This is a genomic window from Streptomyces sp. NPDC020917 (assembly GCF_044333795.1).
In the GTDB taxonomy this organism is placed as follows: Bacteria; Actinomycetota; Actinomycetes; order Streptomycetales; family Streptomycetaceae; genus Actinacidiphila.
Window position 1 is genome coordinate 434115 of the sequence record NZ_JBIRRR010000002.1, and the last position, 24332, is coordinate 458446.

The window sequence follows — 24332 nt, forward strand, 5'->3', positions numbered from 1 at the left end:
CGTCGGGCTCATTTCTCGGCGGGTGCGGCGGTCGGCTCCGGGGCCACGGCGGGCGGGGAGGCCGGTTCGGGGACGGAGACCGCGGCGGTCTCGGGCGCCGGCGCGGGTGCGGCGGCGGCACCGGGGTCGAGCACCGCCTCGTAGACGGCCATGACGCGTTCGGCGGTGCGGGCGATGGCGTAGTGCTCGACGGCCGCGGGTACCGGCAGGCGGCGCGGCCCGGTGAGCCGCTCCTCACGGACCGCGGCGGCCAGCTGGTACGCCTCGACGTGGCGGGCGCCCGGCGCGTCGTGCGGCGGCAGGTCCTCGACGGCCGGGCAGGCCACGTAGAGGGCGGGCAGCCCGGACGCCAGCGCCTCGACCACCGCGACCCCGAACGCCTCCTCGGGCGACGGCGACACGAACAGGTCCATGGCGGCGAGGAGTTCGGGCACGGTCGGGTTGTCGGCGCTCGGGTCCTCTGCCGGGCCGGCGAACCGCACCCGGTCGGCCACACCGAGCTGGTGCACCAGCCGCAGCAGCATCACGTGCTCCGGCCCGTCGCCGGCCAGCAGCAGGTGGGTGTCGGGGACGGCGGCGACCGCGCGGATCAGGCCGTCGAAGTTCTTCTCGCGCACCTGGCGGCCCACCCCGCCGACCACGTAGGCGTGCAGCGGGATGCCCAGCCGGGTGCGGGCGGCCAGGCGAGCGGGCGCGGAGAAGGTGAACGCGGCCGGGTCGATGCCGTTGGGCGCCAGGTGGATCCGGTGCTCTGGGACGCCCCATTCGACGAGCCGCCGGGCGACCGTGCCGGACACCGCGAGGGTGCCGCCACCCAGCCGCTCGGTCGCCCGGTACAGGGCGCGGTTGGCCGGGGTCAGCGGACGGCCCTCGATCTGGGTGGCGCCCAGGGAGTGCTCGGTGGCCACCACCGCCCGCGCCCTGGCCAGCCGCGCCGCGACCCTGCCGTACACGGCGGCCCGGTACAGGTGGGTGTGCACGATGTCGTAGCGCCCGGCGCGGATCACCCTCGCCAGCCGGGGCAGCACGGTCAGGTCGCGGTTGCCGGCCATGCCCAGGTGGGTGACGGTGACGCCGTCGGCGATGAGCGCGTCGGCGACCGGGCCGGGGTTGGTGAGGGTGACGACCTCGCTCTCGGCGGGCAGATGCCGTACCAGCAGCCGCAGTTGCTGCTCGGCGCCGCCGATGCCCAGGCCGGTGATGACGTGCAGGACCTTCATGAGTCCTCCCTCGGGAGTGCGGTCGGCTCCGGGCGTGGGGCGCGGTCCGCATGCGGGGCCGGTTCGATCAGGTGCGCGCCGCGCAGCCGGTGCAGCAGGCGCTTGGCGTGCAGGCGCGGGGAGTTGTCGCGGTTGCCGATGTACGTGCGCGGCATCGCGTACATGCCGGCGAGCGGACCGGGGTCGACGGCGCACGCGTAGGCGTAGCCGGCCCGGCGCACCGCGAGCAGGGTGCGGGTGTCCAGCGCGCCGTACGGGTGGCAGAACCCGACGGGCGCGGTCCCGGTGATCTCGCCGATCAGCCGCCGGCTCTCGGTGGTCTCGGCGGCGAGCGTCGCGTCGTCGGTGCCGGTGAGGTCCTGGTGGATCAGGCCGTGCGAGCCGATCTCCATGCCCTCGGCCTCGGCCGCCCGGATGCCGGCCGCGTCCAGCAGCGGCCGGCGCGGCCCCTGCACGTCCCAGTCGTTGAGGCCGCCGAGCCGGCCGGGCAGCACGAACACCGTGGCGGTGTGACCGTGTTCGCGCAGCAGCGGCACCGCCGTGGTGAGGAAGTCGGCGTAGCCGTCGTCGAAGGTCAGGGCGACCAGCCGGTCCGCGCGGCCCTGCGCGCGGGCCGCCAGCAGCTCGCGCATGCTGACGCCGGTCAGCCCGTGCCGGCAGAGCCAGCGCAGCTGCCGCGCCAGCCGGTCGGGGCCGACGGTGACCAGGTAGGGGTCGTCGCGGGGGTCCCCCACCGCGTGGTACATCAGCGCCCAGGGCGCGCGCCTGGCGGTCACGGACCGCCGTGCGGGTCCGACGAGTTCAGGGGTCATGAGCGGGCCTTACGTGTCACGGTGGCGAGCAGATACGGGACCCCCGGGGCGCGCACGGCCAGCGCGGCGGCGGCGAACACCGCCGGCACGGCGAGACCGCCGAGCAGCGCGGCGGTGAGCGCGCCGGGCACGGCCGCGGTCAGCGCCCAGCCGGCGGCGGTCGCGGCGAGGGCGGCCAGCGCGATCCTGGCGAGCCCCGGGGCCAGGCTGCGGGCGCGGACGGCGACGCTGTGCGCGCCGATGCCGTGCAGCAGCAGGACGGCGGTGACGGTGATGCCGGCGGCGTTACCCGCCGCGATGCCGCAGGCGCCCCACGGCCGCACGGCCGCGGCGTCGCCGGCGGCGGTGACCAGCAGCCCGGCGGCCATCGCCAGCGCCGGGTACCAGGTCGGGCGGGCGGCGGAGAAGTAGGGCCGGATCAGCGCGCCGACCATCGTCTGCCCCAGCAGCCCGAGCGCGTACACCCGCATCACCGCGGCGGTCGCCGTGGTGTCGGACGGCCCGAACTCGCCCCGCTGGAACAGCACATGGACGATCGCCGGGGCGCAGGCGACGACGTACGCGGCGCCGACCAGGACCACCACGCCGGCGAGCGTGAGATCCCGTTCGACGCGCTGCCTGGCCCGCTCCCGGTCGCCCAGCGCCAGGGCGCGGGAGACCGCGGGGAAGGTGACCGTGCAGATCATCAGCGACAGCACCATCGGCAACTGCGCCACTTTCTGGGCGTAGTTGAGATGCGAGATGGCGCCCGCGGGCAGCGGCGCGGCGAAGAAGCGCTCCAGCAGCACCTGGGCCTGGCGCCCGACGGTGAAGAAGACGACCGGGACGAGGAGGGCGGCGCCCAGCGCGTCACGGTGAACGGGCTTGTCACGGGGGCCTGTTCGCCCTTGCCGGCCGCCCTGCCGCCGGCCCTGCCGGGGTGCCTGCTCCGGCCCCTGCTTCGGTTCCTGCCTCAACGCCGCCAGGAATGCCGGGAGTTGGACGAGCACCATCAGTGCTCCCCCGACGGCCACGCCGGCTGCCGCCGCCCGCACCCCGTAACGGCCGTGCAGGGCGAGCAGGACGGCGACGATGCCGACGTTGTACGCGACGTAGATCGCGGCCGGCGGCACGAAACGGCGCTGCGCGCGCAGGGCGGCGCTCACGTAGCCGGCGAGGCCGAAGGTGAAGACGGTGAGGGCGGTCAGGCGGGTGCAGGCCACCGCCGTCCGCGGATCGGCGAGCCCCGGCGCGAGCAGCTCCACGAGCAGCGGGGCGCCGGCGGCCAGGCCCGCGGTCAGCACGGCGAGCAACGCCAGCAGCCGCGGCAGCGTGCCGCGCACCAGCGAGCGCGTCCCGGCGCCGCGCGCCAGCACCGCGCTGAACGCGGGCACCATCAGCAGCGCCATCGCGTCCTCGATCAGCACGGTCGCGGCGATCTCCGGCACCGTCCACGCGACCAGGAACGCGTCGCTCTCCGCGCCCGCACCGAACAGATGGGCCACGGCCTGGTCGCGCACCAGACCGAGCAGCGAGCCCGCGACGGTCAGCGCCGCGGTGACGCCCGCGGCCCGGGCCAGCCCCCGCTCCCCGCCGCCCTCGGCCGCCGTCCGCTCCGGCTCGACCGGGAGGGCGGGGCCGGAGGCCCGCCTCGCGGGGCCGTTGTGCTCGGTGGGAGGGGCCGGGTGACCGGAGGCCGCGGGGATGAGGTTCGCGTGACCCGTGATGGCGAGATCGGCGTCCACGATGAAGGGCCGCGAGGCCGTGGACCGGGCGGGGACGCGCTTCCGGGCGACCGGCTCCGCCTGGACGGGTTGCGGTCCGGCGGGCGGCAGGCCGGCGGGCTGTGCGCGGACGTTCCGGGGCGGGGCGGTCCGTGCCGGCTCGGGCTGCGGGTCCGGTGCGGGTGGCGCGGGCGGCGCGGGGAGCCTCCGGGGGGGCGCTCCCAGGACCGGGGGCGTCGGGTTCGTCGAGGGCATCGGGGATGTCGAGCGCGGCTGCCGGTGGCGTCCGCGGGGCGCCGGGCGGGTCATGGCGCACCGCCGGGGCGGGCCAGGAATTCCGGGGCCGGGAGTCCGGACGCGGGGAGCTCGGAGGCCGCCCGGTCGGAGGGCGTGAGGTCGGAGGGCCTGAGGTCGGAGGGCCTGAGGTCCGAGGCGGGGCGGTCCTGTCCGGGGAGGCCCGGCGCGTCGGCGGTGCGGCGGCCCGTGTGACGCGGGGCCGTGCGCGCGGCCCGGGCGGGCGCCGGCTCGTCGTCGGGGTCGACGGCCCACTTCGGGCGGCGGGCCGGCGCGCGGTGGGAGGCGCCGGGAGCGGGGGAGGCCGGGTCCAGGGTGGGGCTCGGTGTCGTCGCCGGCCCCGGCCCCGGCCCCGGCGTCAGGGCGGGCGTCGTCGGCGTCGCGGTGTGCAGCGGCCACCAGGCGCACAGGCCCAGGACCAGGGCCGTCAGGACGGTGGCCGGGCCGCCGATGTCGGCGTAGAGGAAGTCGACGCAGGTCCACAGCAGCAGGCCGAGCGCGGCCAGCCCGCAGGCCGGAGGTGCGGCGCGGCGGCCGGGCGGGCGGGGCCGCCGGGTGAGGCGGGCGGTGCCGCGGACCAGCAGCGCGGCCCACGAGCCGGTGAGCAGCGCGCAGCCCAGCAGGCCCTGCTCGCTGAGCACCAGCAGGTACATGTTGTGCGGGGAGAGCAGGGGTTCGCGGGTGAACGCCTGCCCGGCCCCGGCGGTGTCGCTGCCCGAGGACAGCGCGAGGGAGGCGTGCGAGTCGCGCTCGTCGGGGAACCGCTTGAGGCCGACGCCGGTCACGGGGTGCTCGCGCCACATCGACACCGCGGCGGACCACAGCGCGTACCGGTCGGTGACCGAGGAGTCGGGGGCGCTGGTGACCTGGGTGATGCTGGCGAGGCGCTGGCCGATCATCTGCGACCCGACACCCACCCCGCCCACCAGCAGGACCGCGCCCGCGGCGGTCGCCGCGAACACCCGCACCGCCTGCCGCCCCCCGGCCAGCACCGTCATCGCCGCGCACGCCGCGGCCGTGGCGATCCACGTGCCGCGGCTGAAGGACACCACCAACGGCACCGCGAGCGCGGCCGTGCAGGCGAGCGCGGCCAGCCGCAGCCGGCGCGGGTTGCCCGGCGCGAGGGCGTACCCGGCCGCGATCACCACCCCGTACGCGACGACCGTGGCCATGCCCATCACGTCCGACGGGCCGAACGTGCCGACCGCGCGCACGTCCTGCCCCGCGTACGAGGCGCCGGTGTGCGTCGCGAACTGCCAGACCCCGACGCCGCCTTGGACGAGTGCGAGCAGGACGATCGCGCCGGCGACCACGGCGAAGTCCCGCCGGTCGCGCAGCAGCAGAACCACCGCGGCGGGCACCACGACGAACACCTGGGCGTAGCGCAGGAACCCGGCCACGCCCGCGCCCGGGTCGAGCGAGGTGACGGCGGCCACCGCGAAACCCGCGACGGGCGCGCCGAGCACCAGCGCCGCGAGCCGTCCCAGCGGCCGCCGCCGCTCCCGCACCAGCCGCGCCGCGCACATCAGCACGAGCACCGCGGAGGCCGCGTCGGCCGGGGTGACCTTGCCGGACGTGCTGACGTCGCCGGTAGCGACGGGGACGGCCAGCAGCAGGATCGTGGCGACGGCGGGCGCGAGGGGTGCGAGGGGCGCGAACCGGGCCGGCAGCGGGCCGCGGGACCGGCGGGCGCCCCGGGCACGCGGGGCGTGCGGGGCATCCGGCGCGGTGGGCGACGGTCCCTTGCGCGGGGCGGGCCGGGCCGCCGGCTGCCGGTGCGGGCCGGAGGCCGGGTGCGGGGCGGGACCGGACGCCGGTCGCCGGGCGGGCCGGGATGCGTGGGCCATCAGCTGCCGCCCATCCGGAACACCGCGCGGACGGTGCGCAGGATGATCGCCACGTCCTGCCACAGCGACCAGCTGTCGATGTAGTGGTTGTCGAACCGCGCGCGGTCGGCGATCGAGGTGTCGCCGCGCAGCCCGTGCACCTGGGCCAGGCCGGTCAGGCCCGCGGGCATCCGGTGCCGGTCCTCGTAGCCGGGGTAGGCGGTGCTGAACTGCTCGACGAAGTACGGGCGTTCGGGCCGCGGCCCGACCAGGCTCATGTCGCCGCGCAGGATGTTCCACAGCTGGGGCAGCTCGTCGAGCGAGGTGCGGCGCAGCAGGCGGCCGACCGCGCTCATCCGGTGGTCGCCCGCGACGTTCCAACGGGTCGCCGACTCGTCGGCGCTGCGCGGCCGCAGCGTGCGGAACTTCAGCAGCGTGAACGGCCGTCCGCCCAGGCCGATCCGCTCCTGCCGGAACAGCACGCCGGGTCCGTCGGCGAGGCGGACGGCGAGCGCGCACGCGCCGAGCAGCGGGGCGAGGAGCAGCAGCGCGAGGCCGGCCGCTGCGGTGTCCATGGTCCGCTTGGCCCACCGGCCCGGGAGCGGCACCGGGTAGGGCTCGACCTCCAGCCGCCGGCACGAGAAGCCCCACAGGTGGGCGGTGGACGCCGGTCCGCGGCGGGCGCGCCCGCCCTCCTCCGCGTGCCAGACGCAGCAGCCCTGCGCGGCCAGCAGCCGCACCGTCGCGGTGGTGCGCGCGTCGAGCGTCGGCGGGCCGAGGACGACGGCGTGCCGCACCGAGTTCTGGATCACCGCGCGGGTGATCTCGGCGTGCCCGGCAAGCACCGGCAGCGGGACGTCCGGCGGGTCGTCCGGGGCCTGCGCGTGCAGCGCGGCGGCCAGCAGCCGCACGGCCGGGTCGGTCGCGCCCGCGCCGGGCCCCGGCGTGACGACGCCCACCGGGCGCATGCCGTACTCAGGGTGGGCGTGCAGCGCGGACGTGACCTGCCGGACGCCGGGTCCCGCGCCCACGATCAGCGTGGAGCCCGGTGCGCGGCGGGCGGCGCGGCGCCGCAGGCCGTGCACGGCGGCGCGCAGGGCGCAGGCGGTCGCGGTGGTGGCGGCGACCGCGCCGAGCAGCCCCGGCAGGTCCATCGCGCTGACCGCGAGGGCGGCCGCACCCCAGCCGAGCGCTGCCCGCGCGGCGATCGCCGGCACCTCCGCGAGGGCCGCGGGGGCGAAGCCGGGGCGGTACAGGTTGCGCCGGTACAGGGCGACGAGCAGGACGGCGGCGGCGACGGCGGTGGCCGCGAGGGTGGCCTGGGCGGCCAGCGCGCCGGTGAGCACGCCGGCGGCGTCCGCGCACATCAGCAGGGTTCCGCCGTGCGGGCGGAGCCCGCGGGGGCGGGCGCGGGGGGCGGGGTTCGCCGGGGGGTTCGCCTGCGGGTTCGCCTGCGGCGTGCGGGTCGGTGCGGGCGGGTGCGGGTGCGGCTGCGGCTGCGCCGCGGCGGGATGGGCGGCCTGTGCGGTGCGATCGGCTCGTGCGGGCGGTGCGGGCTCTGCGGCCTGGACGGCCGGGGTGCCGGGAACGGCGGCGGCGTCCACGGGGTCGCCGGGGTGGCGCAGGGCGACGACCGTGCCGCGGTGCGGGGGGCCGGCGGTGTCCACGGCCGCTTCCCTGGCGAGTTCCACGGTCACCGTGGGGGAGCCGGTGGGCCCGGGGCCGCGCCACCACAGATTCAACGTGGGCGAGTCGCAGGTCGCCAGGGTCCCTGCGCGGGGGGCGAACGGGGTGACGTTCCCGTGGTCGGCGCCGTCGCCGAGTTCGCCGAGTTCGCCGAGTTCGATGAGGTGGGGGATGTGGGGGAGGTCCTGCGGGCCGGTCAGGCACTGAGGGCCGCCGAGGTGCGTCACGTGCGGGGCCTGCGGGGCCTGCGGGGCCAGTTGGCCGATGGCCGGACCAGGCGTCGGGGTCGCCTGGGGGACGAGCGGAACGATGTGGCCTGCGGCCTGGCTTGCGTTCGGCTCCGCCGGAGTAGGCCGCTCTGGGAGCGGAGGCCGTCCTGCGGGGTGCGTTGCCGTCGTACGGTCGGCTTCGGTGGGGCGCGCAGTTCCTCGCGCCCCTTGCGGGGCCGCGTCTGCCGGGGTGGGGTGCGTTGCCGTCGTACGGTCGGCTTGGGTGGGGCGCGCAGTTCCTCGCGCCCCTTGCGGGGCTGCGTCTGCCGGGGTGGGGTGCGTTGCCGTCGTACGGTCGGCTTGGGTGGGGCGCGCAGTTCCTCGCGGCCCTGGTGGGGCTGCGTCTGCCGGGGTGGGGTGCGTTGCCGTCGTACGGTCGGCTTCGGTTGGGCGCGCAGTTCCCCGCGCCCCTTGCGGGGCTGCGTCTGCCCGAGCGGGGTGCGTTGCCGGGTCCGGGTCCGCCTCGGTTGGGCGCGCAGTTCCTCGCGACCCTGGTGGGGGCTGGTGGGGGTGGTTCGATTGCGGGCTGGTGGGGGGACGCTCGCGGGGGTCTCCGCGGTCCTCCGGGGGGAAGTCGGGGGGTGGTGTGTCGGGGTGGGTCATCGGGGGGCTCCCAGCTGGGGGGCGGGGAGGGTGAGGAGGTCGGCGTAGAGGGTGGCGACGGCGGAGGTCGCGGTGTCGACGTCGTGGCGGTCGCGGACGTGGGCGAGGGCGCGCAGGGCGGTGGCGCGGCGCAGGGCGGGGTCCGTGAGGAGCCGCAGCAGGGCGCGGGCCAGGGCGGGTTCGTCGCCGACGGGCACCACGCAGTGGGCGGCGTCGCCGTACGGCAGGCTCTCCCTGGCGCCCGCCACGTCGGTGAGGACGGCCGGCCGGCCGCAGGCCATCGCTTCGAGGGGGGCCAGCGCCATGCCTTCCCAGCGGGAGGGCTGCACGACGACGTCCGCGGCCTGGTACCAGGGGCGGGCGTCGGCGACCGGGCCGGCGAGCAGCACACCGTCGGGGGCGTCGGCGAGCAGGCGCGGGGCGTCGGGCCCGTCGCCGACCAGCACCAGGCGGGCCCCGGGGAGCCGCGCGGCGACCGCGGGCCAGGCGCGCAGCAGCACGTCCTGCCCCTTCTGCGGGCACAGCCTGCCGACACAGACGACGAGCGGGGCGTCGGGGTCCAGGCCCGACAGGGCGGGGAGGGTCGCCCGGACCGCGGCCGGGTCCGCGGCGGGGGTGAAGTGCCCGGTGTCGACGCCGTTGGGGATCACCGACCACGCGGCCCGGATGCCGTGCGCCCGGCCGGACGCGCGTTCGGCCTCGCTGACGCACACCACGCGCTCGGTCCACCGGGTGGCGTGCCGTTCCCAGCGCACGGCGGCAGCGGCGACGGGTCCGCGGGCGGCCTCGTAGGACCAGGCGTGCGGCTGGAAGACGGTGGGGACGGTGCCGTGGGCGGCGAGCCGGCCGGCCAGCCCCGCCTTGGCGCTGTGCAGGTGCAGCAGGTCGGGGTCGACGTCGCCGAGGATGCGGGCCGCGGCGGTGACCTCGACGGGCAGCCCGGGCCCGGGTGCGCGGCGGGCCGGCCAGCGGACGGCCTCGGCGCCCACGGCCGTGACCGCGTGCGCGAGCGGGCCGCCGGACGGGCAGGCGACGACGACGCGGGCGCCGGCCCGCACCTGTGCGGCGGCCAGGTCGGTGACGACGCGTGCCACGCCGCCCTCGACCGGCTGCGTCATATGGAGCACCGCCAACCCGGCGAGTCCGTAGGGGTGTTGCGGCATCGCGGCGCCGTTCCCTCTCTCCGGGGCTCCTCCGGGAGGCTCCGGAGAAGCCCAAGTCCAGTTCGTCCGCGGCCCGTTCACCCTCCGGCGAGCGGCGGGGTCGCGTAGCGGTCAACGATTACCGTGCCTGTCAGGTAATCCCCCCAGAACAGGAATGCACGTTCCTCGAGGAAATCGGGTACGACGCGCGGCACTTCACTGCTCTTGATTTCGTATGACGATCGCATGATCGGGGTGGACAAATAGTCAAGGGCGGGCATGTCTCCGCACCCTTGCGCGAGGGTGAAACCCACCCTCCGTGCCCGTTTTATCCATTCGAGTGAAGGATCATTACCAACCGTGGTCCGCGGTGTTGGTCATATCGGCCCTGGTACCGGGGCAACCTCTCTCAGAAGGACCAACCGTGATCAAGAAGATCCTCGCGACGGCCGCTGTCGCCGCTTCCTTCGCGGGCGTCGCCGCGACGGTCGCCCCGCAGGCGATGGCCATCGGCGACGACCACGGAACCACCACCGCCGACGGCAACGGTTCCACGCAGGCGTACGGCAACACGTACACCAGCGGCTACATGAGCCCGTCCTTCGCGCTCATCCAGGGCTCGCTGAACAAGCCGTGCATCGCGCTGCCGGCCAAGGCCAACCTCGGTTCGCTGGTGGGCGTCGTCCCGATCAGCGTGCAGGACCTCAACGTGCTGTCCTCGCCGCAGAACCAGCAGTGCACCGAGAACTCGACGCAGTCGAAGGGCGACGAGCCGCTCTCGCACATCCTGGACGACATCCCGGTGCTGTCCGGCAACGGCACGCACAACGGCTGAGGGCCCGGCGCCGGCCCACGCCGGCCATCGCCCCGGCCCCGCGCGGCCCCGGCCGCCGACCCCCGTCGGCCGGCCGGGGCCGTCCGGCGTTCCCCGCCCGTCGGGCACGGGCGGGAATTCCTCCGGCACCGTAATTCCCCACCCCGTCATTCCGATCGCGTACACCCACCATTCGAGTGGATAGTGATCGGCATGCCGGCCGGGGAGTTGCCTCTTGCCGCCGGCCCTCGTTAGCCCCGTCGGTAGCGGTACAGCCGGTCCCGGAATTCCGGGGACGGCCGTCATGAAATCCGTGACGGACCATCGCACCGCTCTCGGAAAAGGAGTCACAGTGAAGTACACGAAGGTCGCGGCCCTCGCCGCGGGCACGATGATCGCCCTCGGCGGTGCCGCTGCCCCCGCTTTCGCCGATTCCGGCGCGATCGGTGGCGCGGCGCACTCGCCCGGCGTGCTGTCCGGCAACGCCGTCGAGGTCCCCGTGGACGTCCCGGTCAACCTGTGCGGCGACACCGTGGACGTCATCGGGCTGCTCAACCCGGCGTTCGGCGGCACCTGCGCCGACGTGAGCGGCAACTGACGACGTCGACCTGCCGGGCCCCGCGGCCCGCACAGGTACCGCCCCGGAGCGCGTACCCGCGCCCCGGGGCGGTGCGTGTCGGCATCCACCGGCACCACCCCTCACAGCGGAGAGAGATCGACCGATGCGACACATCCTGAGCCGCGGCCTGCTCACCGTCGCCGCCGCGGGCAGCGTCCTGGCGGCCACGGGCGGCCTGGCCAGCGCGGACTCCGACGCCAGTGGCACCGCCGCCGGCTCGCCCGGCCTCCTGTCCGGGAACAGCATCTCGGCGCCGGTGGACGTGCCGGTGAACGTCTGCGGCGACAGCGTGAACGCCGTGGCCGCCCTCAACCCGGCGCTGGGCAGCTCCTGCGCCGACGCGCCGGCCACGCCCACCCCGACGCCCACCACCACGCCTCCCCCGGCGCCGGCCACCGCCCCGCCCGCCACGCCGCAGCCGCAGGCCGACGTGCCGCGGATGGCCGAGACCGGGTCCGGCGGCGAGCAGCTCGGGCTGGCCGCCGGGGCCGGCGCCGCCCTGCTGCTGGGCGGCGCGGTGCTCTACCGGCGCGGCGTGCGCCCGGCGCAGGCCCTCGCCGGCCGCCGCCAGGCGCGCCCGGCGCACGCCCGGCATTAGACCGGCGCGCGCCCGGCATTAGATACGAGCAATAGCGCGCCGATCAACACCGTTCGGGTGATTGTCCGGTTCGCCGTTTACTCGACGTTTCCGCAGCAATCCCTCGTCGTTGTCCACGGAGAACGACAGACGACGAAATACGGCGTCAGCTACCGAAAGGGCGGCAAGTGAAGTACTCGAAGATTGCAGCGGCCGTGGCCGGCTCCGTGATCGCGGTCGGCGTGGGGGCTCCCGCCTTCGCGGACAGCGGCGCGGCGGCCACGCCCGGGATGCCGACGAGCATCAACGGCGGCGTCGACGAGCTCCTGGCCGCCCAGCCGGTGCAGAAGGTGGTCGAGGGCACGCCCCTCGGCCAGACGCTGCAGACGGCGGACCGGACCACGGGCGACCTGCAGGGCCCGGTCGCGGCCGGCGGCCTCCTCGGCCAGGTCACGGACACGGCCCACGGCGCCTCCGTGCCCGGACTGAGCGGAGCTCTGCCCGCCTCCTCCCTGCTCGGAGGGCTGCCCCTGGGCGGTCTCCCGCTCGGCGGGCTGCCGCTGGGCGGCCTTCCGCTCGGCGGCTGAGGCCGCCAGCCGGCCCCGGCTCCGGCCCCACCGGCGGCCTGCGGCGATCGGACGTCATCGCAGGTCCGGCTCTCGCCCGTCGGAGTGAAACGCCGGAACCAATCCCCGTGTGGGCGGTTGATCAGACCGCTCCACCAGACCTTTCCGAACCGTGCATCCAAGCACCAAATAAGGGACAACAATGATCAAGAAGATGCTCGCCGGTGCTGCTCTCGCCGCTTCGGTCGTCGCCGTCGGCGCCACCGCCTCCCCGGCGATGGCCATCGGCAACGACGAGGGCACCACCACGGTGAACGGCAACGGCGCCGAGCAGGCCTACGGCAACACCGCGACCGGCGGCACCGAGAGCCCCCAGATCGGTCTGGTCCAGGGCACCCTGAACAAGCCGTGCGTCGGCCTGCCGCTGAAGGCGAACGTCGGCTCGCTGATCGGTTTCATCCCGATCACCGCCCAGGACATCAACGTCCTGTCCTCCCCGCAGAACCAGCAGTGCACCGAGAACAGCAGCCAGATCAAGGGCGACGAGCCGCTGTCGCACGTCCTCAGCAACATCCCGGTCCTGTCCGGCAACGGCGAGGCCAACCACTGAGGCACCCCGCCCCGCAGCGGGCCGCCGGCCGATCTCGGCCGGCGGCCCGTTCCGCTTTTTCCGGGGTACTCCCGCGTCACCGGGCGCCGCTGCCCGCCCGCGGCACCCGCGGCTGTCGGTGGCCCCGCCTACCGTGGGGCGATGGCGAAGACCACGTACTACACGGCCACCTCCGTCGACGGGTTCATCGCGGACCCGGACAACTCGCTGGACTGGCTGCTGGGGATCGAGAGCCGCAGCGACCGGTTCACCCCGTTCTTCGCGCGGGTGGGCGCCTTCGCGATGGGCGCGACCACCTACGAGTGGGTCCTGGCCCAGGAGGGGCTCCTCGAGCAGCCCGGGAAGTGGCCCGAGTGGTACGGCGACAGGCCCTGCTGGGTGTTCACGCACCGGGACCTGCCGGCGATCCCGGGGGCCGACATCACCTTCGTGCGCGGCGACGTGCGGCCGGTCCACGCGTCGATGGCCGCGGCCGCCGGCGACGGGGTGGTCTGGCTGGTCGGAGGGGGCGAACTGGTCGGCCTGTTCGCCGACCAGGGCCTGCTGGACGAGGTGGTGCTCGGGGTCGCGCCGGTCTTCCTCGGCCGGGGCGCGCCGGTGCTGCCCCGGAGGCTGACGTCCGACGCCCTCGAACTCACCGATGTGGAGCGCGCCGGGCCGTTCGCGTACCTCACCTACGCGGTCCGGCACCGCTGACGCCGGTTGCCGGGCCGGTGGTGTGACGTTTTGCCGCCGCTCTGCGCCCCAGTTGTGTGCCGTGCGGTTCCGCGCGGTGGCATGACGGACGGAACGTGCGGACGGACCAGCGGGCGGAGGGACTTGATGGAACACGCGGTGACCACCTTGCCGCCGGCCGCGAGCGCGCCCCGGCTGGCGGCGGACATCGTCGCCGTCGTACGGGAGGGCTCCGGCATCCGGCTCGACTACACGCCGGCCAGCCTGGCCACCGTCGACCGGCTCATCGGGGGCATCCGCCGCGAGCAGCCGCCCCTGGAGGCGGTGCTGCCCGCGCTGCGCGGATTCGGCGCGTACGCGGGACAGGTGCTGGTCAGGACCGCGGGCGCGACCTGGGTGGTCATCGATGAGCACGAGCGCGATAGATTCGGGCAGCCGTTCGGCCTGCGGACGCCCGACGGGCGGATGTGGGACCCGCTCGGCAGAGCCGTGCTGCGGTACGAGAACGGACCGCAGGACAGCCTGCAGCGGTACTGCCTGGAGGTGACGGACTGGGCGCGGTCGTGAGGCCCGCCGGTCCACGGGCCCGGACGGGGCAAGGTCGCACGTGACGGTGAGCGCGAAGAGGTGCAGTGGGCAAGGCGGAGGTGCGCCGGCGCGCGAGGATGGACGACGGGGAACTGGGCGACGCGGTCGCGCGGGCCCGGGACGGTGACGAGGCCGCGTTCGGCACCGTCTACCGCGAGGTCCATCCGATGCTGCTGGGTTACCTGCGCGGCCTGGTCGGCGACGACGCCGACGACGTGGCGTCCGAGACGTGGCACGACGTGGTCCGGGACCTGGACGGGTTCCGCGGCGACGGCCAGGGCTTCCGCGGCTGGGCGGCGGCCATCGCGCGGCACCGGGCGATGGACCACCTGCGGCGGATCAAGTCCCGTCCGCGGACGGCCGCGTTCGACGAGCGCACCAGCGAGCCGGTGACGCTGCAGGACTCGGCGGGGGAGGCGCTGGACAACCTGTCCACGCAGACGGCCCTGGGGCTCATCGCCGAACTGCCGCAGGACCAGGCGGAGGCCGTGCTGCTGCGCGTGGTGCTGGGGCTCAACGCCCCGATGGCGGCGAAGGTGCTGGGCAAGCGGCCCGGGGCGGTGCGGACGGCCGCCTACCGCGGCCTGAAGCGGCTGTCGGAGCAGCTCGCGGTGGGGAGGGGAGAGGAATGAGGCAGCGCAGGCGGCGCGGTGAGGGGTGGCCCGACCCCGCGGCGGCGGAACGCGTCCTGGACGGGCGGGACGCCGAGAGCGACATCGCACGGCTGCTCGCCGCGGCCGCGCGTCCGCTGGAGGGGCGGCCCGAGGGCGAGGCCGCGGCGCTGGCCGCGTTCCGCGAGGCGCACGCCGCCAAGGCCGGACGGGCCGGGACGGCGGTACGGGCCGAGCGGGCGGTGGCCGGGCGGGCCGGGGTGCGGCGCAGCAGCGGCCCGCGTTCGTTCACCGTCAAGGCGCTGCTCGGCGGCGCGGCGGCCGCCCTCGCGCTCGGCGGCGTCGCGATCGCCGCGCAGGGCGGCGACCTGCCGCGGCCCTTCCACCACTCGCACCCGGACACCCCGCGGCCGACGACGCCACCGGCGTCACCCCCGGCCACCTCCCCCGCGCCGGTCCTGCCCGCGCCCACGACCGCGCCGGCCGCACCGCCGAGCACGCCCGGCCATGCGCCGACCATGACGCACCCGCCGAAGGCGACGTCGCCCACGCCCAGCGCCCGGCCGCGCAGCCTGAAGGGCCTGTGCGTGGCCTACCTCAAGCAGGAGGCGAACGCGCCCGGCGGCCATCCGCTCGACCCCGCGGACCTGGCCCGCCTCACCAAGCAGGCCGGCGGCCCCACCCATGTCCACGCCTACTGCCAGGCCCTCACCGCCCACCCGACGACCGCCACACCCCTGTCCCTCGGCGTGACCATCACCATCACGCCCTAGCCCTAGCCCTAGCCCTGGCCCTGGTGCCTGGCCATGACCGGCCGCCGCCCGCGGCCGTCCGTTCGGTGAGGGCCGAAACGTCCCGCGCCTAGCGTGGAGGCATGGCGAGCGAGCATGTGGTCGAGGGGTATCAGGAGGTGGCGGCCGCGCTGAGCGACCCGCACCTCGTGCCGGTTCCCGCTGAGGGCGGCCGGCCCTACGGGATCGAGTGGCTGCGCGGCAGCGTGGCCCGGTTCTGCGCCGGGGACGAGCACACCCGGCGCAGGGGCCTGGTGGAGGACGAACTGGCCCGGCTGGAACCACGGGTGCTGCGGGCTGCCGCCGCCCGGGAGGCGGCCGCGGAGCCGGCGGGGGACGACCGGCTGCTGGTCGTCCGTGTGCTGGCCGGGGCCCTGGGCCTGGCGGAGCCGGACCGCGTCGCGGAGGCCGTGGCCACCGCGGCCCGGGCGTACTTCGGCGCGGCCGACGAGAAGACCGCCGCCGAGGCGGACGCCGCCGTGGCCTGGCTGGTGCCGCGCATCGGCACCGAGGGCGACGAGGCGGCGGCGAACCGCATCGGCCTGCTCGTGCAGGCGTGCGACGCCACCGCCGCGCTCGTCGCCAGGGCCCGCCGGCACCCGCACGCGGCGACCGCGTCCGTCGAGGACGTGCTGGAGGCGACGTTGCGGCACGACCCGCCGGTGCTCGCGATGCGCCGGCTCGCGGTGCGCGACACCAGGATCGGCGGTACCCGGATCGCCGCGGGCGACCTGGTCCTGCTGGACGTCGCCGCCGCCAACCGGGACCCCGCCGCGAACCGCGACCCCGCCGGCCACCCGGTCCTCACCTTCGGCGCCGAGCCCCGCCGCTGCCCGGGCGCCGCGCACGCGCTCGCCCTGGCCGCGGGCGTCCTGGAGGCGGAGGACCCCGACGAGGTGCCGGGGACCGACGGGCGGGACCCGGCGCAGGTGGTGTCCGCGATGGTGGCGCACCTCCTGGACGTCGCGGAGACCTGGACGCGGTGGGACGGGCGGCCGGTGCCGAGCGAGGACCGCGTCTACACGCCGCACAAGGCCGTGCGCCGGACCGCCGACCATCTGCTGGACCACCTCGCGGAGTTGGAGGCGCGGCTCGCCGGGGAGGAGCCGGAGCCCGACCACTGGCACGCCTCGGCGACGACCACCCCGGGCGACCTGGCGCCGTTCACGCCCGAGGACCTCGACGAGGCGCGCAGCCGGCTGACGCGGCTGGCCCGGATGTGGTCGCAGCGGCTGGGCGCGCTGACGCCCGAGCAACTCGACCACTCGCCGGGCCGCGGCTGGACGTTCCGCCAACTCGCCTTCCACCTGGAGGGGTCGACGTACTACGCCGACGCCGTGGGCCGGCTGCCGCGGGACGCGTCATGACCGGCGGAGGCGCGACGGCAGGCGCGCACGGCGGCGAAACCCGCGACGGCGCACGGGAGTTCGCAGCCCTGCACCACCGTGCCGGCGCCCCGCTGCTGCTGCCGAACGCCTGGGACCACGCGTCGGCCGCCGCGCTCGCCGCGGAGGGGTTCGCGGCGGTCGGCACCACCAGCCTGGGTGTGGCCGCGGCCGCCGGGCTGCCGGACGGAGCGGGCGCGGCGCGCGAGGAGACCCTGGCCGTGGCCCGGCGGCTCGGCGGCGGCGCATGGCTGCTGTCGGTCGACGCCGAAGGCGGGTTCAGCGACGACCCGGACGAAGTGGCGTCTTTCGTAGGCGAGTTGGCGGGGGCCGGTGCGGTCGGGGTGAACCTGGAGGACGGTCGGGCCGACGGCACGCTGACTCCGGCGGACGTGCACGCCGCGAAGGTCGCCGCGGTGAAGGCGGCCGTCCCCGGCGTGTTCGTGAACGCCCGTACCGACACGCACTGGCTCCGGCCCGCCGGCCCCGACGAGACGGGGCGGCGGCTCACCGCCTATCAACAGGCGGGCGCGGACGGGGTGTTCGTGCCCGGGCTGAGCGACCCCGAGCGGATCGCCGCGCTGGTCCGCACCCTCGGCGTGCCGCTGAACGTGCTCTACGCGCCGGACGGCCCGACCGTCGCGGAACTCGGCGCGCTGGGCGTCGCCCGGGTCAGCCTCGGCTCGCTGCTCTTCCGCCGCGCCCTGGGCGCCGCCGTCGCGGCTGCCGCCGACGTCCGCGCGGGCCGGCGTCCGGCGGGACCGGTGCCGGGGTACGACGCGGTGCAGGCGCTCAGCGACGTCTGAGCCGGGAGCGGGATCAGGGCGCGGGGACCGCGACGCCGAGCGAGGCCGCGCCCATCGTCTTCGGTGCGCCCTTCTCGTAGAAGACGTCCAGCTCGCCGATGGTGAAGCCGGCCGTCCGCAGCAGGTCGGCGATCGGCCGGGTGAGGTGGCAGCCGCCGAGCAGCCGCTTCTGCAGCGGCTCCAGGCGGTACTGCCAGCGGCGGACGCGCGCGTCGGGGGCGAGGCCGTGCTCGACGAAGTGCAGGGTGCCGCCGGGCTTGAGGACCCGCCGCAGCTCGCGCAGGGCCGCGTCCGCGTCGGGGATGGTGCACAGCGTCCAGGTGGACAGCGCCGTGTCGAAGCTGGCGTCGGGGAACGGCAGCTTCTGGCCGTCCAGCCCGGAGCGCCGCACCGGGACCCTGGCGCCCTCCACCCTGCGGGCGGCCAGCCGCCATCCGACGTCGGACGGCTCCACCGCGTCCACGCCCGTCACCGCGGGCGGGTAGTAGGGGACGTTGTGGCCGGATCCGAAGCCGATCTCCACGACCTCGCCGGTCAGGTCCCGGCACACCCGGCCGCGCAGCCGGCCCGCCTCGGCGACCCCGCAGGCGACGTTGATCACCCGCGGCACGACCTGCTCGGTGTAGACACCCATGAGCTACCTCCGGTGACGTCCCCCTCCAGTCTCCCACCGCGGCCCCTCCCGTTGACGCTGCCGCCCGCGGCTATTACGATCCGAACCGGATCGGATCGTAAATCGGGCCGGTCCGGGACGACCGCACGGACACGACGACGGTTGGGGGAACCCCATGCACGTGACGGCCTTCGATCATCTGGTGCTCAACGTCACCGACGTCGAGCGCTCCCTGGACTTCTACGGCGGGCGGCTCGGCCTGGCGGCCGAGCGGGTCGACGAGTGGCGGGCGGGATCCGCCCCCTTCCCCTCGGTGCGGGTCACCGAGGGCACGGTCATCGACCTGGTCCACGGCCCGCGCGGCGAGTCCAACGTCGACCACCTGTGCCTGGTGGTGGAGCCGCTGGACTGGCAGGACGTGCTGGACTCCGGCGAGTTCACCGTGCTGGAGGGCCCGGTCAGGCGCTGGGGCGCCCGCGGCTGGGCGACCTCGGTCTACGTGCGCGACCCGGACGGCAACACCGTCGAGCTGCGCTGGTACCCGCAGGACGTCCGGGCGTGAGCGCCGTGGTGGGGCGGCCCCGCGACCCCGCGATCGACGCGGCGGTGCTGACCGCGACCGTCGGGCTGCTGCGCGAGGGCGGGTACGCCGGCTTCGCGCTGGAGAAGGCCGCCGCGCGGGCCGGCACCACCAAGGCCGCCATCCGCCGCCGCTGGCCGGTCCGCCAGCGGCTGGTGATCGACGCGCTCGCCACCGTGCTGGTCACCCCGCCGGTGCCGGACAACGACTGCACCCGCTGCGACCTGCACCAGAGCGTGCGGCTGCTGGCGGAGGCGCTCGACGGGCGGCTGCCGCGCGGCGTGCTGGCACCGCTGGTGGCGGACTGCGCCGCCGACCCCGAGCTGCACCGCGCACTCGTCGAGACGCTCGTGCAGCCGAGCCGCGGCGCGGCGGCCGTCGCGGTCCGGCGCGCGGTCGCCCGCGGCGACCTGCGACCGGACGTCGACCCGGACCTCTTCGTGGACCTGCTGGCCTCGGTGGTCTACCAGCGGGCGCTGTTCGGCGGCGCCCCCGTCGACCGCGAGTCGGCCCGGCGGCTGGTCGACCTGCTGCTGCGCGGTGTGGCCGTCGACTTCGACCGGCTGGTGCGGATCAGCGAGCAGCCGCGCGAGGACCGCCGCCACCGCCACTGAGCGGGCGCGGCAACAGGAGCGGCGGGAACAGGAGAGGACCTCTGAGACCGGGGAAGTGGCCTCAGAGGTCCTCGGGAGTGTGGTGCGAGGGGGTCGGGACCCGTCACAGGCCGCCGGTGTAGACCAGCAGGTTCGGGGAGCCGCCGTTGACGGTCAGGACGTTCTGGGTGGCGTTGGCGCTCAGCGCGTCCGCGACCGACAGGGCGTCCGCGTCGGGGTGCTCGGCCTTGTAGAGCAGGGCCGTGCCGGCCGCGTGCGGGCTGGCCATCGAGGTGCCGCTGAGGGCGACGCTGCCGCCGCCGAGCTTGGCCGAGACGATCGAGGTGCCGGGCGCGAACATCGACACGCACGAGCCGGAGTTGCTGTAGCTCGCCTCGTGGTCGGTGCGGTCGGTCGCGCCGATGGTCAGCACGCGCGGCGCGCTGGCCGGGGAGACGTTGCAGGCGTCGGCGCTGTCGTTGCCGGCCGCGACCACCGGCAGCACACCGCTGTCGGACAGCGCGTCGGCCGCGTCGTTGAGCGCGGGCGAGTAGCTGCCGCCGAGCGAGGCGTTGGCCACGGCCGGCTGGTGGGCGTTCTGGGCCACCCAGTCCATGCCGGCGATGATGCCGGCGAGGGTGCCCTCGCCCTGGCAGTCCAGCACGCGCACGCTGACCAGCGTCGCCTTGCGGGCGATCCCGTAGGTCGCGCCGCCGATGGTGCCGGCCACGTGGGTGCCGTGGCCCTCGCAGTCCGCGCCGTTGCGGCCGTCGCCGATCGCGTCGTAGCCCGGCACCGCGCGGCCGCCGAACTCGCTGTGGCCGTAGTCGATCCCGGTGTCCAGCACGTACGCGGTGGCGCCCTGGCCCTCGCCGATGGTGGTGAACTGGTTGTCCAGCGGCAGGTTGCGCTGGTCGATCCGGTCCAGGCCCCACGAGGCGGCGGCGGCCCGGCTGCCGCGCAGGCCCGCGCCCGGGTGCCGGGTGGTGGGCGTGCGGGTGGCGGTGGCGTCGCGGTCGGTGGTGCCGCCCAGGTCGTCCGCGGTCACCGTCGCGTTCTGCTCGACCGCCGCCACGCCGGGCGTGCGGCGCACGGCGTCCAGCTGCGAGGCGCTGAACGTCGAGGCGAAGCCCGAGAAGACCTTGGTGTAGTGGAACATCGGCGCGACCCCGAACTGGTGGGCGAAGGCCGACGGGTCCATGCCGTTGTCGAGGGTCACGATGTACTGGTCGGGCACCGCGTCGATCGCGCGGTGCAGGGGCGCGAGGGTGCTGCGCTCCGGCCGGGGGGTGGGTTGCGTGGTCTGGGCCGTGGCCGCAGGGAGGGCTGCCGCCGAGGCGATCAGCGTGACCGCGGCCGTGAGGCCGCGTGCGAGCATGCGCATCTGTGGTCTCCGTGGAACTCCGTAGGGGACAGCGACGACCCGCGTGAAGCGCATCACGCAGGTGAAAGCCGTCCCAACGTCCGACGATCATGAGGTCTGATGATCACGACACACCGTCAGCGGGCGTCCGCATCAGTCGATTGGCGGCGTTCGGAGTACGTTCGCGGGGCCACCCGGGGGGTGTTCTGACGGAGCCTCAGGTGCGGGTGGGCCGGGCGCACGCGGACCGCCCCGCGCCGCGGGCCCGAACGGGCCCGGCGCGGGGCGGGGAGAGCCGGGGAAGCCGGCCCGTGAGACCCGGCTCAGCTGCCGTAGACCTGGAACTCCCAGAGCGAGTAGCCGTACTGCGTGGCCCGTGCGGTGCCGTTCATCCGCACGTAGCGGCCGCTGCCGGAGACGTTGAGTGTCTGGGTGCCCCCGGTGCCGGTCGTGGTGGAGTAGACCGTCGTCCAGTTGGTGCCGTCGTTCGACGTCTGGATCTGGTAGGCGGTGGCGTACGCCGCCTCCCAGTTGAGCACCACCTGGCTGATGGTGTGGGTCGCGCCCAGGTCGACCTGCAGCCACTGCGGGTCGGAGAACGCGCTGGACCAGCGGGTGCCGGTGTTGCCGTCCACCGCGTTCGGCGCGGTGAAGCTGCCGTTCTCGGTGGAGGAGGCGGTGGCCGTGCGGCCCTGCGAGAGCAGGGTGGTGCCGCCGGTTCCGCCGCCGGACCCCGGTGTCCCGTAGAGCGCCAACTCGTAGAGGGAGTCGCCCCATTGGGAGGCCCTGCTGGTCGCGTAGATCCGCACGTAGCGTCCGGTGGCGTTCAGCGCGGTGTCCTGGATGTCCTGCGGGTTGTTGGCATTGGAGTAGACGGTGGTCCAGTTGGTGCCGTCGCTGGACGTCTGTAGCTGGTAGGCCGCTGCCGCGGCCGCCTCCCAGGTGAGCGTCGCGTGCGTCAGGTTGTAGCTCTGGCCGAGGTCGACCTGCAGCCACTGCGGGTCGGAGAAGCCGCTGGACCAGCGGGTGGTCAGATCGCCGTCGGTGGCGTTGGACGCAGGGAACGACGCGCTCTCCGCCGACGAGGCGGTGGTCGGCTTGCCCTGGGCGATGTTCGTGCCCAGGCTGCCGGCCGGCGGCTTGTTGTAGACCGCGACGTAGTCGACGTTCAACTGCCCGCCGGAGACGGTGTTCGCGTTGGGGCCGCCGCCGAAGGCCGCGGGGAAGCCGCCGCCGATGGCCAGGTCGAAGATGATGAAGTAGCTGTGGTCGACGGCGTTGGCCCAGGTGGCGGCGTCCACCTGGCTGGAGTTGATGGTGAAGTAGTTGGCGCCGTCGAGGTAGTAGCGGATCTGCTCGGGCGAGGTGGAGCGGTCGATCTCCACCGCGTAGGTGTGGTACCCGGTCTGGCAGCCGGAGCAGGCCCGTTCACCCGAGCCGATGCCGGTCGTCTCGTTGCACGGGCCGCCGGAGCCCACCCCGCAGTGCAGGGTGCCGAACACCGAACTGCGGCCGTTGATGTCCTCGAGGATGTCCACCTCGCCGGAGCCGGGCCAGCCGACGCCGATCCGCAGCGGCGAGCCCAGCATCCAGAACGCCGGCCAGTAGCCGGCCCCGTTGGCCGTGGTCACGTCCGGCTGCTGGATGGAGGCCTGCATCCGCACGACGCCGCCGGGCACCGCGCCGAACCCGTCGGCCTGCGTCTCCACCCGGCCAGACGTCCAGCCGGAGTTGGGGTCGGTGCCCGAGTGCAGGGCCTTGAGCACCAGGTGGCCGTTGCCGTCCTGGTAGACGTTGGAGGTGCTGGTGGTCGTGGTCTCGATCTCGCCGGTGCCGAAACTGCTGCCGGGCCCGGCGTCGTACCGCCAGGTCCCGGTGTCCAGGCCGGTGTTGGCGGCGCCGTTGAAGTCGTCGCTCCAGGTCGTGGTGAACCCGGCCGGTGCGGCCGGTACCGCGGACGGCTGGACCGCGGCGGGCCGCGCCGCGGCCGTGGTGGGGGGTTGGGCCGCCTGGGACGGCGTACCGGCCAGCGTGGCCGTGGCGATGGCGGCCAGGGCCACCGCCCCGACCGCGGCCCGGCCGGCAGACCACCGCCGGCGTGCCCGCAGCCGCGTGTCTCTGAGGGACATGCGTACTCCTCTTCACCTGTTGTGGGGGGTTGGCGACCGCGACTGGTCAGGACGCGGGCGCCGTGGGCGTCAGGGAACTGTGAGAGCGCTCTCAGGAGAGTCGTCGCTCCCCGTACCCCTGTCAAGGGTTCCGGCAACGTTTACGGACCCCCGTAACAGCCCTTTTCCGCCCAGCAGTTGGGTGGACACCCCCACGGCTCCGGGGGTGTCCGGACGACCCGGCCGGTCATCGGCCGATCATCGGGCCGGTCATCGGCCGGTCAGGACGCCGGCGGGGGAAAGGTGTCCGCGAGGTCCGCGGGGGCGGCCTGCCGCCAGGAGTCGAGGAGGATGTCGTGCAGCTCCGCCTCGTCGTCGAGGGCGGCGAGGCGGGCGCGGACCCACGAGGAGTGGGCCTCGTGCGGCGGGACCCAGAACTTGCCGGGTTCCGCGGCGATCAGCTCGGCGCGCTCGTGCCGCGGGCAGCGGACCGCGAACGACGTGCCGTCGTCCGGGACGGTGACGAACATCCGGCCCGCGACGTGGAACGTGGGGTGGTTCCACAGCTCCTTCTCCACCGTCGCGGGGAAGGACAGGGCGATGCGGCGGACGTCCTCGGCATCGAGCATCAATGGCCGGCCTTCGGGTGTCGGGGCGGGGCCGGCGGGACCCGGCGCTGTAGCTCCCTCATCGTCGCAGGAGGGTCTGACGCCCGAAGGCCCGGGCGTCGGTGACGGCGGCGCCGCCGGTGTCGTTGTTGAAGTACGCGTAGACGTCGTCGTCCTCGTCGGGCCACGCCTCCCGCACCCGCTCGGCCCAGGAGTGCAGCGCGGTACGGCCGTAGCGGGGGGCCGGCGTGGCGCGGCCGCCGTGGAAGCGCAGATAGCCCCAGGACGCGGTGCGCCACAGCGGTGCCACCGGGCGCGAGTCCCGGTCGGCCCAGCACAGCGCGCTGTCCCGGCGCTCCAGTACCGCGCGCAGTTCGCGCTCGCGCTGCCACCACGAGGGGTGCCGGGGCTCGACGGCCACCCGCACGGTGCGCGGGAAGCAGCGCAGGCACGCGTCGAGGGTGCCGGGATCGGCCTTCAGATTCGGCGGCAGCTGGAGCAGCACCGGGCCGAGCCGGTCGCCGAGGGCGGCGGCGTGCTCCATCAGCCGGTGCACCGGTTCCTCCGGCGTGCGCAGCCGCTTGATGTGCGTGAGGTAGCGGCTGGCCTTGACCGCCATCACGAATCCGTCGGGCGTGCGCCGCCGCCAGTCGGCGAACGTCTCGGCGGTCGGCAGCCGGTAGAAGGCGTTGTTGTTCTCGACGGTGGCGAAGTGGGCCGCGTACTCCTCCAGCCACAGCCGCTGCGGCAGGTGCTGCGGGTAGAGCCCGCCGCGCCAGTCCCGGTACTGCCACCCGGAGGTTCCGATGAGCAGGGGCATGACGCGATACGTGCCCGGTACGCGGGGAGGCGTACCGGGCACGTGGATCG

General features: G+C 75.5%; 24 protein-coding genes and 1 pseudogene. 13 read left to right on the forward strand and 12 right to left on the reverse strand.

Annotated features, from left to right (window positions below; translation table 11 throughout):
• Positions 1 to 8: 8 nt before the first annotated feature.
• From ACH4TG_RS05970 to ACH4TG_RS06000, 7 genes and pseudogenes are all read right to left on the reverse strand, one after another.
• Positions 9 to 1220, reverse strand: coding sequence for a glycosyltransferase (locus ACH4TG_RS05970; protein ID WP_398240923.1), 1212 nt, complete (start codon positions 1218 to 1220; stop codon positions 9 to 11).
• Positions 1217 to 2032, reverse strand: coding sequence for a polysaccharide deacetylase family protein (locus ACH4TG_RS05975; RefSeq protein ID WP_398240924.1), 816 nt, complete (start codon positions 2030 to 2032; stop codon positions 1217 to 1219). Before ACH4TG_RS05975 ends, ACH4TG_RS05970 begins: the two co-directional genes overlap by 4 nt.
• Complete coding sequence (locus ACH4TG_RS05980; protein WP_398240925.1) at positions 2029 to 3756, reverse strand: lipid II flippase MurJ; 1728 nt, start codon at positions 3754 to 3756, stop codon at positions 2029 to 2031. Before ACH4TG_RS05980 ends, ACH4TG_RS05975 begins: the two co-directional genes overlap by 4 nt.
• Before the next feature lie 662 nt (positions 3757 to 4418).
• Positions 4419 to 5699, reverse strand: a pseudogene (locus ACH4TG_RS05985) (O-antigen ligase family protein); the annotation flags it as partial.
• Between the two features lie 176 nt (positions 5700 to 5875).
• Positions 5876 to 7768: an exopolysaccharide biosynthesis polyprenyl glycosylphosphotransferase gene (locus tag ACH4TG_RS05990; RefSeq protein ID WP_398240926.1), complete on the reverse strand. Its 1893-nt coding sequence runs from the start codon at positions 7766 to 7768 to the stop codon at positions 5876 to 5878.
• A 641-nt stretch (positions 7769 to 8409) separates the two neighbouring features.
• Positions 8410 to 9576, reverse strand: coding sequence for a glycosyltransferase family 4 protein (locus tag ACH4TG_RS05995; protein WP_398240927.1), 1167 nt, complete (start codon positions 9574 to 9576; stop codon positions 8410 to 8412).
• Positions 9577 to 9653: 77 nt separating this feature from the next.
• Positions 9654 to 9836, reverse strand: a complete 183-nt coding sequence (locus tag ACH4TG_RS06000) for a hypothetical protein (protein ID WP_398240928.1) — start codon at positions 9834 to 9836, stop codon at positions 9654 to 9656.
• Between the two features lie 143 nt (positions 9837 to 9979).
• On the opposite strand from ACH4TG_RS06000, the gene ACH4TG_RS06005 reads away from it, so the two are divergent.
• The 11 genes from ACH4TG_RS06005 to ACH4TG_RS06055 all read left to right on the forward strand — a co-directional run bounded on the left by ACH4TG_RS06005 (position 9980) and on the right by ACH4TG_RS06055 (position 17597).
• Complete coding sequence (locus ACH4TG_RS06005) at positions 9980 to 10390, forward strand: rodlin (RefSeq protein ID WP_398240929.1); 411 nt, start codon at positions 9980 to 9982, stop codon at positions 10388 to 10390.
• A 331-nt stretch (positions 10391 to 10721) separates the two neighbouring features.
• Positions 10722 to 10967, forward strand: a complete 246-nt coding sequence (locus ACH4TG_RS06010) for a chaplin (protein WP_398240930.1) — start codon at positions 10722 to 10724, stop codon at positions 10965 to 10967.
• 124 nt (positions 10968 to 11091) lie between these two features.
• Positions 11092 to 11586 carry a chaplin gene (locus ACH4TG_RS06015; RefSeq protein WP_398240931.1) on the forward strand — a complete coding sequence of 165 codons (495 nt, stop codon included), beginning with the start codon at positions 11092 to 11094 and terminating at the stop codon, positions 11584 to 11586.
• Between the two features lie 167 nt (positions 11587 to 11753).
• Positions 11754 to 12152, forward strand: coding sequence for a hypothetical protein (locus ACH4TG_RS06020; protein ID WP_398240932.1), 399 nt, complete (start codon positions 11754 to 11756; stop codon positions 12150 to 12152).
• Between the two features lie 181 nt (positions 12153 to 12333).
• Positions 12334 to 12741 carry a rodlin gene (locus tag ACH4TG_RS06025; protein ID WP_398240933.1) on the forward strand — a complete coding sequence of 136 codons (408 nt, stop codon included), beginning with the start codon at positions 12334 to 12336 and terminating at the stop codon, positions 12739 to 12741.
• Positions 12742 to 12882: 141 nt separating this feature from the next.
• The gene (locus tag ACH4TG_RS06030) at positions 12883 to 13437 is read left to right on the forward strand and encodes a dihydrofolate reductase family protein (RefSeq protein WP_398240934.1); all 555 of its coding nucleotides are present in this window, start codon (positions 12883 to 12885) and stop codon (positions 13435 to 13437) included.
• Positions 13438 to 13575: 138 nt separating this feature from the next.
• Positions 13576 to 13983, forward strand: a complete 408-nt coding sequence (locus ACH4TG_RS06035; protein WP_398240935.1) for a hypothetical protein — start codon at positions 13576 to 13578, stop codon at positions 13981 to 13983.
• Positions 13984 to 14048: 65 nt separating this feature from the next.
• Positions 14049 to 14636 carry an RNA polymerase sigma factor gene (locus tag ACH4TG_RS06040; RefSeq protein ID WP_398240936.1) on the forward strand — a complete coding sequence of 196 codons (588 nt, stop codon included), beginning with the start codon at positions 14049 to 14051 and terminating at the stop codon, positions 14634 to 14636.
• Positions 14633 to 15388, forward strand: a complete 756-nt coding sequence (locus tag ACH4TG_RS06045) for a hypothetical protein (RefSeq protein ID WP_398240937.1) — start codon at positions 14633 to 14635, stop codon at positions 15386 to 15388. Before ACH4TG_RS06040 ends, ACH4TG_RS06045 begins: the two co-directional genes overlap by 4 nt.
• Positions 15389 to 15489: 101 nt before the next feature.
• On the forward strand, positions 15490 to 16773 hold the full coding sequence (locus ACH4TG_RS06050; protein ID WP_398240938.1) for a hypothetical protein: 1284 nt from the start codon (positions 15490 to 15492) through the stop codon (positions 16771 to 16773).
• Positions 16770 to 17597 (forward strand): isocitrate lyase/phosphoenolpyruvate mutase family protein, encoded by an 828-nt coding sequence (locus ACH4TG_RS06055; protein ID WP_398240939.1) that lies wholly within the window; start codon positions 16770 to 16772, stop codon positions 17595 to 17597. The genes ACH4TG_RS06050 and ACH4TG_RS06055 overlap by 4 nt, the downstream gene beginning before the upstream one ends.
• Before the next feature lie 13 nt (positions 17598 to 17610).
• Here the strand turns inward: ACH4TG_RS06055 and ACH4TG_RS06060 are convergent, their stop codons facing one another.
• Positions 17611 to 18231, reverse strand: a complete 621-nt coding sequence (locus tag ACH4TG_RS06060; protein ID WP_398240940.1) for a class I SAM-dependent methyltransferase — start codon at positions 18229 to 18231, stop codon at positions 17611 to 17613.
• Between the two features lie 154 nt (positions 18232 to 18385).
• Here ACH4TG_RS06060 and ACH4TG_RS06065 point away from each other — a divergent pair, with 154 nt between their 5' ends.
• Together ACH4TG_RS06065 and ACH4TG_RS06070 are read left to right on the forward strand one after the other, a co-directional pair.
• Complete coding sequence (locus ACH4TG_RS06065) at positions 18386 to 18772, forward strand: VOC family protein (RefSeq protein ID WP_398240941.1); 387 nt, start codon at positions 18386 to 18388, stop codon at positions 18770 to 18772.
• A complete protein-coding gene (locus ACH4TG_RS06070) occupies positions 18769 to 19404 on the forward strand; it encodes a TetR/AcrR family transcriptional regulator C-terminal ligand-binding domain-containing protein (protein ID WP_398240942.1) in 636 nt (211 codons plus the stop codon). Before ACH4TG_RS06065 ends, ACH4TG_RS06070 begins: the two co-directional genes overlap by 4 nt.
• Before the next feature lie 103 nt (positions 19405 to 19507).
• On the opposite strand, the gene ACH4TG_RS06075 is transcribed toward ACH4TG_RS06070, so the two are convergent.
• From ACH4TG_RS06075 to ACH4TG_RS06090, 4 genes are all read right to left on the reverse strand, one after another.
• Positions 19508 to 20767 carry a S8 family peptidase gene (locus ACH4TG_RS06075; protein ID WP_398240943.1) on the reverse strand — a complete coding sequence of 420 codons (1260 nt, stop codon included), beginning with the start codon at positions 20765 to 20767 and terminating at the stop codon, positions 19508 to 19510.
• 302 nt (positions 20768 to 21069) lie between these two features.
• Entirely contained in the window at positions 21070 to 22875 is a 1806-nt protein-coding gene (locus tag ACH4TG_RS06080) for a discoidin domain-containing protein (RefSeq protein ID WP_398240944.1), read from the reverse strand.
• Between the two features lie 260 nt (positions 22876 to 23135).
• Positions 23136 to 23483 carry an MmcQ/YjbR family DNA-binding protein gene (locus tag ACH4TG_RS06085; RefSeq protein WP_398240945.1) on the reverse strand — a complete coding sequence of 116 codons (348 nt, stop codon included), beginning with the start codon at positions 23481 to 23483 and terminating at the stop codon, positions 23136 to 23138.
• Between the two features lie 58 nt (positions 23484 to 23541).
• Entirely contained in the window at positions 23542 to 24282 is a 741-nt protein-coding gene (locus ACH4TG_RS06090; protein ID WP_398240946.1) for a DUF72 domain-containing protein, read from the reverse strand.
• Positions 24283 to 24332: the final 50 nt, after the last annotated feature.